The sequence below is a fragment of the Streptomyces phytophilus genome, assembly GCF_013870535.1.
Taxonomy (GTDB): domain Bacteria; phylum Actinomycetota; class Actinomycetes; order Streptomycetales; family Streptomycetaceae; genus Streptomyces; species Streptomyces phytophilus.
On sequence record NZ_JACBXC010000133.1, the window covers coordinates 1 to 8,796 of the forward strand.

At 72.4% G+C, this 8,796-nt stretch carries 6 protein-coding genes and 1 pseudogene; 3 read left to right on the forward strand and 4 right to left on the reverse strand.

The genetic code is table 11. The features are described 5' to 3' along the window. Both H5J30_RS09885 and H5J30_RS09890 read right to left on the reverse strand, forming a co-directional pair. Positions 1-1,055, reverse strand: a 1,055-nt coding sequence (locus H5J30_RS09885) for a tartrate dehydrogenase (protein ID WP_181787047.1), incomplete at its 3' end; no start/stop codon positions are given. Positions 1,056-1,125: 70 nt separating this feature from the next. Further along, positions 1,126-2,034 (reverse strand): LysR family transcriptional regulator, encoded by a 909-nt coding sequence (locus H5J30_RS09890; protein ID WP_181787049.1) that lies wholly within the window; start codon positions 2,032-2,034, stop codon positions 1,126-1,128. A 176-nt stretch (positions 2,035-2,210) separates the two neighbouring features. Here H5J30_RS09890 and H5J30_RS09895 point away from each other — a divergent pair, with 176 nt between their 5' ends. Next, positions 2,211-3,596, forward strand: coding sequence for a GntP family permease (locus H5J30_RS09895; protein WP_181787050.1), 1,386 nt, complete (start codon positions 2,211-2,213; stop codon positions 3,594-3,596). Positions 3,597-3,866: 270 nt separating this feature from the next. Next, positions 3,867-6,392: an ATP-binding protein gene (locus tag H5J30_RS09900; RefSeq protein WP_220188727.1), complete on the forward strand. Its 2,526-nt coding sequence runs from the start codon at positions 3,867-3,869 to the stop codon at positions 6,390-6,392. A gap of 43 nt (positions 6,393-6,435) precedes the next feature. On the opposite strand, the gene H5J30_RS09905 is transcribed toward H5J30_RS09900, so the two are convergent. Further along, entirely contained in the window at positions 6,436-7,326 is an 891-nt protein-coding gene (locus H5J30_RS09905; RefSeq protein WP_181787051.1) for a radical SAM/SPASM domain-containing protein, read from the reverse strand. A gap of 252 nt (positions 7,327-7,578) precedes the next feature. Between H5J30_RS09905 and H5J30_RS09910 the strand changes: the two genes are divergently transcribed. Beyond that, positions 7,579-8,571 (forward strand): DUF3558 family protein, encoded by a 993-nt coding sequence (locus H5J30_RS09910; protein WP_258563222.1) that lies wholly within the window; start codon positions 7,579-7,581, stop codon positions 8,569-8,571. Between the two features lie 9 nt (positions 8,572-8,580). Here the strand turns inward: H5J30_RS09910 and H5J30_RS09915 are convergent. Further along, positions 8,581-8,796 (reverse strand): annotated as a pseudogene (locus H5J30_RS09915) (MBL fold metallo-hydrolase); the annotation flags it as partial.

Sequence of the window (8,796 nt, forward strand, 5' to 3'; positions counted from 1 at the left end):
GCGACGGCCTCAAGGATCAGCCGGGTGAACTCCTCCGTGCCGGCGGTCCCGCCGAGGTCGCGGGTACGGGCGCCGGTCGTGGCCAGCACGGAGGCGAACGAGTCGCAGACCTCGGCGGCCGCCTCGGCGTGACCGAGGTGGTCGAGCATCATCGCCGTGCTCCAGATCGCGCCGAGCGGGTTGGCGATTCCCTGTCCCGCGATGTCCGGGGCGGAGCCGTGGACGGGCTCGAACATGGAGGGGTACTCGCGCTCGGGGTTGAGATTCGCCGCGGGGGCCAGCCCGATACTGCCCGCGACGGCGGCGGCGAGGTCGGAGAGGATGTCGCCGAACAGGTTGGAGCCGACGATGACGTCGAACCGCGCCGGGTCGAGCACGATCTTCGCGGCGAGCGCGTCGATGTGCTCCTGCCGCCAGGGCACCTCGGGGAACCGTTCGGCAGCCTCGCGCACGAGTTCGTCCCAGAACGGCATGGTGTGGACGATTCCGTTGGACTTGGTGGCGGAGACCAGGTCGCCGCCGCGGCGCCGGGCGGTGGTGAACGCGTAGTCGAGGATGCGCTCGACGCCGGGGCGGGTGAAGACGGCCTCCTGGACGGCCATCTCGTCCGGGAAGCCGCGGCCCAGCCGGCCGCCGATCTCGGAGTACTCGCCCTCGACGTTCTCGCGGACCACGACGAAGTCGACGTCGGTCGTGGCCTTCGCGAGCGGGCTGGGGACTCCGTCGAGGACCTTGATGGGGCGCAGGTTCACGTACTGCCGGAACCGGCGGCGGATGGGGATGAGCAGCCCCCACAGGGACACGTGGTCGGGCACGCCGGGCCAGCCGACGGCACCGAGGAGAACGGCATCGTGGTGCCGGATACGGTCCAGGCCGTCGTCCGGCATCATCGCGCCCTCGGCGAGGTAGCGCTCGCAGGACCAGTCGAACGTGTCGTAGGCGAAGGTGACGCCGTGACGCCTGCCGACGGCGTCGAGGACGGCGCAGGCGGGAGGCAGCACCTCGGCGCCGATGCCGTCGCCGGGGATGAGGGCGATCCGGTAACGCGTGGTCATGGCCACCATGGAACGCCGGGACGTTCGCGGCTGTCCAAGATCGGTTTGCAGCCCGTCCGATAAGCGATGCCTATCGGTTGCGCGCCGTGCCGCCGGGGTCGTCGGCGCCCGTGCTGACGCTGACGAACGCGGCGGCGGCAGGACTGAGGCGGTGGCGCTGCCAGACGAGCCCCACGTCGAGGGTGTTCTCTACGGCGAGCCGCCGCACGCGGAGCCCGACCGCGTCGGCGAGGGGCCGCCACGAGTCGGCGACGACGGCCACCCCCACGCCGCCCAGCACGAGCGGGAGCAGGCCCTCGCGGTGCTCGATCTCGACCGCGATGCGGCAGTCGGTCGCGGCGACGATGGCGTCCGCGACCCGGCGCATTCCCGTACCCGGCTGACCCGCGACGAGCCGGAGACCGGACAACTCCTCGACGGCGAGGGGGCCGTCGCCGGGCGGGAGGGAGGTGTCGGCGCGGGCGACGAGCACGAACGACTGCGTCTCGATGGGCACGTGGTCGAGGTCCGCGTGCGCGGCGTGGGCGCCGGGTACGGCGACGACGCCGACCTCGGCGACTCCTCGGCGCAGGGCGTCCCGCACGTCGTCGGGCCGGGCTGCGGCCACCACCGCCACCTGCACCAGCGGGTAGGCGCGGGCATAGGCGGCGATGAGCCCGGTGAGCGGGCTGACGACCTGGGAGGGCATGGCGGCGATACGCAGCCAGCCGCCCCGCAGCCCGTCCACGGCCGCGACCGTCTCCCGGGCGACGTCGAGGGAGCGGACCACTTCGCGGGCCGGCGCCACCAGGGCCGCGCCCGAGGGGCTCAGCACCAGGCCGCGGCCCTGCCGCAGGAACAGGCTGGTCCCCAGCTCGGCCTCGAAGCGGCGGATGGTCTGGGTCACCGACGGCTGGGCGACGAAGAGGTGCTCGGCCGCCCGGTGCACGCTGCCGTGGTCCACCACGGCCAGGAAGTAGCGCAACTGCCGTACGTCCACGCCGTGCACCGTCCTCGCCTGCCCCGGCCGCGTACGAGCACGCGGCGGAGCCCGTCACGCGCGACCAATTGATAGGCGCACGTTATCAGTTGGGCTGCAAATGAGTCTTAGACAGCGGTGGTGACCGTCGTCACGATGTACGGCACAAGCCGCGCAGTGGACGAGCGGAGTGTCCTGTGCCTGACGATTCCCTGCTGTTCCTCAACACGGCGATAGCCATCTGCGGCATCGTCGCCACGATCACGTGGCTGAAGATCCCGCCGGTGTTCGCGCTGCTCTTCGGCACCTTCTACCTCGGACTGACCACCACGGTCGGGGCGAAGGACACCCCCAAGGCGATCTCGGACGGATTCGCCGACGTCATGGGGGACATCGGCATCCTGGTGACGTTCGGCGTCATCCTGGGCGCGCTGCTCACCGTGACGAACACGATGCAGCGGCTGGTCGAGGCGATGCTCGGGCTCTTCGGCGAGCGCAGCATCCCGTACGTCGTCGCCGTCACGCTGAGTTCGCTGTTCACCTCGATCTACTCGGACGTGCTGCTCGTGCTCTCGGCACCACTCGCGCGGCGGCTCGGGCCGCGGCTGGGCCCGCGGGGCCGCGCGCTGATGGGCGGTTCACTCACCGCGGGCATCGAGGTGGGCCTGGTGTTCGTCGCGCCCGGCGTCGCCGCGGTCGCCATCGCCGGCATCCTGGATGTGCCGCTGGGCCAGATGTTCGCGGTCGGCCTCGCGGTCGGTCTGCCCACCGCGCTGCTGACCACGCTGGCCTTCGGCGTACTGCTCCGCTATATGAAGTGGGACCCCGAGAGGGACGAGTCGGCCGAAGACACCAAGTCCGGCGAGGCAGACGAGGCGCGGCGGGCCCGGCCCGCCGTCGGGGCCCCGGCCGAGGTCCCGCTCGGACCCAGGACTCGGGAGTTGCCCCTGCTCCTCGCCGTCGCCCCCGTGCTCCTGACGCTGGTCCTCATCGCGGGAGGAGCCATCGCAGCCACGATGTCCGTCGACCCGACGGCGCTCGTGTTCCTCACCGACCCGGTGGTTGCCATCGTGCTGGGCGCCACCGCGGCCTACGCACTGGCAAGCCGCGTCCGGCCGCGGGACGAGATCAACGGGGCCATCGCCACGGCGCTGACCCAGTGCGGCCCGATCCTGGTGCTCAGCGGCGTCAGCGGTTCGCTCGGCTTCGTCATCGAGGGCTCCGGCATGGCCGAGATCCTGGGCGACGCGTTCACCTCCGGCTTCCTGCCTCCCCTGCTGCTGGTCTGGATCGTGGCGGCGGTGCTGCACATCGCCCTGGGCTCGATATCCGTAGCGGGCATCACCGCCGCGGGCATCCTGGCGCCCATCGCGGGCAACCTCGACGCGCCGCTCGTGCTGGTGGCCCTCGCGGCCGGTTCCGGCGCCCTCTTCGTGCCGCACGTGTCCAGCAACTTCTTCTGGATGTTCCAGTCCCTGCTCGGGTTCTCCACCCGGGGCACCATCAAGACCCACACCATCCCCATGACGCTTGCCTCGGTCATCTCGCTGCCGATCATCCTGGCCGCGTCGATGTTCACCTGAGCACGTCGCGCTGGACCGCGAGCCCGCCGCTGGGGTCGTACGCATGGCGAACTCAACGGAGTTACCGTCGCGGCGCTGGGTGCTGCGCACCGCTGCCGCCACCGGAGTCACGGGACTCACCGCCGTGCCCCACCCGAAATCAATCGAGTGGCGGGATGTGTCGGGACGCAGGAATTCGCGGCCGTCGGCGATGGTGGTGGATCGGGAGCGCGGGCACACTACTGGCAGCGGTGTTGGCGCGGGGAATTGCCGTGCCGCAGCACGCGTGGGGTGACCGTTCGGATCTGCGAGGTGCCGTTGAGTTCGACCACGGGCGATCAGCCCGACGACTCGGTGCCGGTTCCGCGGCACGGCACTTCGTCCGTCGTATCGGGGGGCACCGCCGGCGCGATCGTCCAGGCGCGGGAAGTCAGCGGCGGGTTGCACTTCCATCAGGCACCCGCCCCGCCCGGTGCCCCGCGGGGCACTGTTCCCCGTCAGCTTCCGGCCGACATCCGGCGGTTCGTCAACAGGACCCGTGAGCTGGAGCGGCTCGACGGTGCGCTGCTGGGTGCGGACCCGGCCCCGCTCGCCGTGGTGGTCGGCACGGCCGGCGTCGGGAAGACGGCCCTCGCGCTGCGGTGGGCCTACCGCGCCGAGGCCGCGTTCCCCGACGGCCAGCTGTACGTGAACCTGCGGGGCTACGACCCGGGCGCCCCGGTCACCGCCGACGACGCGCTCGACCGCTTCCTGCGTGCGCTCGACGTGCCCCCGGGCGAGATCCCCGCCGACCTGGAGGCCAGGGCCGCGCTCTACCGCACCCGCCTCGCGGACCGCCGGGTCCTCGTCGTCCTCGACAACGCCACCCAGGTGAGCCAGGTGCGTACTCTGCTGCCCGGCAGCCGGACCTGCCGGACGGTCGTCACCAGCCGCGACCGGCTCGAAGGGCTGCTGGCGCGGGACAGTGCCTACCGCATGACCCTCGATGTCCTGCCGGAGGACGAGGCGGTCCGGTTGATCAGCACACTGGTCGCCGACTACCGAACCCGGGACGATCCGAACGACATCGCCCAACTGGCCGAGCTGTGCGCCCGTCTGCCACTCGCGCTGTGCATCGCCGCCGAGCGGGCCGCCTCCCGCCCGTGGCTGCCGCTGGACCAGCTGATACAGAACCTGCGTGACGAGCCGGGCGCCCTGTGGGAGGCGCTGTCGGCCGAGAGCGGCGACGAGCAGGACGACGTCCGCACGGTGTTCGCCTGGTCGTACCGGGCGATGCCCAAGGAGACGGCACGGATGTTCCGGTTACTGGGGCTGCACCCCGGGCCGGAGTTCGGCGTGCAGGTGGCGGCGGAACTCGCGGCGGTGCCGGTGCCCGAGGCGCGTCAGCTGCTCGACTCGATCGTCGGCATGCACATGGTGGAGCAGATCGCCCCCGACCGTTACCAGTTCCACGACCTGCTGCGTGCGTACGCTACCGACGCGGCGCACCACGAGGAGCCGCTCACCCGGCAGTACGAGGCCGTAACCCGCGCCCTGGCCTGGTACCTGCACACCGTCCGGGCCGCCGGCAACGCCCTGCGGGAGTCGGGGGAGTCGCCTCCTCCGACCGCGCTGCCGGCCCCGGCGTCGGCCACCTCGTTCGGCGACCGGACGAGCGCGGCGCACTGGTTCGACCTGGAGTGGCCCAACCTGCGCGCCGCGATCCGCTCGGCCGAGAAGTGCGGACTGCACGGGGCGACCTGGCAGTTGGCGCTCGCATCCCGCCCCGGGATCAGACAGCGCGGCGTCTCGGCGGCCGACCGGCACGCCGTCCTCGCCTCGGCCCGCGACGCCGCGCGGGAGGACCGCGAACTGGCGCGGCGTGCGAGAGACACGGAGCGAGCGGCGCAGGCGCAGCGGGCGGAGGGCGAAGCCCTCGTCAACCTGGGCAGCACGTACACGCACGAATGGCGCATGGACGAGGCGTCGGCCGCCTATGCGGAGGCCCTGGCGCTGTTCCATGAGATCGCCGACCCCGCGGGTGAGCGGATGGCGCGTACCTCCCTCGGTGTCGCCCTGGCGCTGCGGCGCCGGTTCGCGGCGGCGGCCGAGCAGTTCGAAGACCTGGTGGCGGTGCACCGGAGGGAGGGGGCCAGGCGCAAGGAGGCCGTGGCGTTGTCCAACCTCGCCGAGTGCTACGACGCGCTCGGCCGCCACGACGAGGCCACCGCCCGGGCACGGCGGAGCCTCGCGCTCAACCGCGAGACCGGGCAACGGGGGCCGGAGATCGTCTCGCTGGTGTACCTCGGCCGGTCGCTCGCGCACGCGGGGCCCCCGGGGAGCGAGGAGGGTACGCGGGACGCGTCCGCCCTCGGCGCCGCGCTGCGGGAGATCGCGACGGCGGTCGAGGTCGCCCGTTCGTTGGACAACAAGCGGTTGGAGGGGTGGGCCCTCCTCGACCTCGGGGAGATCCAGTGCCGGGCGGGGCGGTTCGAGGACGCGCTGGTGTCGTACCAGCGGGCCACGGTCATCCACACCGCGCAGGACATGCGGGGACGCCTCGGCCAGTCGCTGTGCGGCACGGGCGAGGCGTACCTGGGGCTGGGGCGGCCGGGAGACGCGGTCGCATTCCACCGCCGGGCCGTCGCACTCGCGCGGACCGGCGGGTCCCCCTGGCAGTTGGCCGTCGCACTCGACCGACTCGCCGGCGCGGTCGAGGCGTCGGGCGAGGACGGCTCCGCCGCCACCGACTGGTGGCGGGAGGCGGCGGAGGCGCTGACGGTCTACGGTGACCCGGAGGCGGCGGCGCTGCGGGCCCGGATCGAACGCCGGCTCTGACCGCCGGGTTCGTCGGCCTTCGGATTCTCGGCCCCCGGTTCCCTCATGGGCCGCAGTCGGAGCTGCCGGAGTCGCAGACGAACGCGGGACCGTCGAACGCCGCGTCCAACTCGGCGGTCACGGCGACCATGCGCGGACCGGACAGCACGTCGGCCAGGGAGGTCTCACCGACGTTGCCGACCCGCAGCCAGCGGGCGATGACACACGGCGTGACGTCACCGCGGGGATCGATGGCGACCTGCCCGCGGGTGCAGCCGCCGCACAGTTCGGTCAGGGCCGGCTCGGCGGAAGTCGGTGCGGTGGGGCTTCGTTCGGCCCGGGCCGCGCGGCCGACCGACTGGAGGCGTCCGACGCGGATCGTCTGGACTCCCAGCGAGCGCAGGTCCGCACAGGCGGAATCGGCCTCGCCGCCGCCCATGTCGACCACCCCCACCCGCAGCCGCGCGCCGGCGTCCAGCGCCCGCACGATGTTGTTCCGCGTCCGGGTGTGACTGCCCCGCCGGCCGGTCAGCAGGTCGTGCCGATCGGAGGCGGCGGTGTAGTAGGACGTCGCCACGGTCAGCCGCGGATGGTGGAACAGGTGGTCCCACCAGATGTCGTCGATGCGCAGCAGGTTGCTGTACAGCTCCACCTTCAGCCCGGCGTTCAGCGCGTACTCGACCAACTCCGCGCAGTGCGGGTGCAGCGTCGGCTCACCGCCGATGAACTGCACCGACGTGACACCGAGTGCGACGCCCTCGTCGATCACCCGCCGCCAGTCGCCGACGGTCATCGAGCCGTGGTCGCCGAGGGGCGAGGACTCGGCGTAGCAGTGCGCACACGCTAACTGGCAACGTCCTGTCAGCTCCAACGCCAGGTGATGCGTCCCGCCGGTGTGAGCGGTCTCGGTGGCGGTCTCTCCCGTGTCGGTGAGGGCTTGGGTCGGGGGCACCATCTGGCTCCTCCTTCTCGTGCTGCTCGCGCGTGCTCAGGGGGCGCGACGGATCGGTATCGGAATGCTTCCCCTCCCGGCCGCGTCTCTCCCGTACGCGCGGGTCCTGTGCATTCGTGCGCCCCAGGACGGCGTCATGGCGGGGTGGCCGCGCGAAGGGCTTATGGCGGAAGTGTGGAGGTAGGCGGGCCCTTTGCCCGTTCGCGGACGGCGGGCCGCGGGGTTGGCTAGCCTCCCTGCGTGATCGGCAACAGGATGATTCGACCCTTGATATACGGCGCCGGAACGGCGCTCCTCGTGTTCGTCGCCGGCTGCGGCGACAGTTCCTCTCCCGCCGCGGACGACCCCGCGGAGCAGGAGGAACAGGCAAGCGCGAAGCCGGAGATCGACGACCCCGCGGTGGCGGCGGCCGCCCTGCGCGACGTGGATCCGTGCGCGCTGCTCGACGCGGGGACCCTCGGCAAGCTCGGCACCGTCACGCCCGACAGCCACTCGTCGGCCGAGTGGGGTGAGTGCAGCGTCGACGTCCAGGACGCGAAGGGCAACACGGTGGAGCTGGTGCTGCGCGTCGGCGACCAGTTGATCCTGGCGGACGACCCGGCGAAGGAGCTGGCGGGCCTCCCGCTGGTCGTCGACGGCGACGACGGGCCGGCGCAGTGCTGGGTGTCGGTCCTGACGTCGTACGAGACGTCGCTCGGCATCAACTTCCAGGTCGACTACGCGGACGGGGACGCCTGCGCGGCCGGGCGGACGGCGCTGACCGGCGTCGTACGGGAGTTGCAGGGCACGCCGCCGCGCTACCAGGAGGTGCCCGACACCTCCGTGCTGGCCGCCGACCCGTGCGCCGCGCCGGACAGGAAGGCCGTGGAGACGGCCCTCGGGCAGAAGACCTTCGTCGAGCCCAAGGACCTGCACACGTGCGACTTCTGGTCGGGCGACGGCACCTCGTACCCGCAGGTGTCCGTGCGCTTCTACAAGGGCCTGCCTCCCGACGCCGGGGAGGGTGCGCCGGTCGACCTGGGGGGCGGCCTGAGCGCGGTCCAGACCGAGGAGGAGGACATCGTCCTCAGCTGCGACGTCTCCTGGCGGCGCGTCGAGACGCCGACGGAGGACGAGGCCGACGGCTACGGCGAACTCGTCTCCGTCCAGTACAGCGACGACACCGAGAGCGGGCTGGACACCTCCGTCGCCTGCGACAAGGCAGCGGAGGTCGCCAGGACGGTGGTCCCCTCGCTGGACCGGGCGTAGCGCCGCGCGCTACCGCAGGGCTGTGAACGGCGTGTTCAGGTGCGCCGTGGCGAGCACCGCGCCGCGCTCGCCGGCCCGCTCCAGCAGCCGGAGCCGGGTGCGGCGGGCGAGGTCGGGGTCTTCTTCGAAGAAGTACCGCACGGCCGGGTCGGCGAGCTGCACCGCGTGGACGACGACGTCTCCGGCGATGACGATCTGCCGGCGGCCGCCGTCCACGACGACCGA

Excerpts from the sequence above, each read along its gene's own strand:
- H5J30_RS09905 (WP_181787051.1), bottom strand. The coding sequence starts at position 7,326 with ATGGTGCCCCCGACCCAAGCCCTCACCGACACGGGAGAGACCGCCACC.
- H5J30_RS09910 (WP_258563222.1), top strand. The coding sequence starts at position 7,579 with ATGATTCGACCCTTGATATACGGCGCCGGAACGGCGCTCCTCGTGTTC.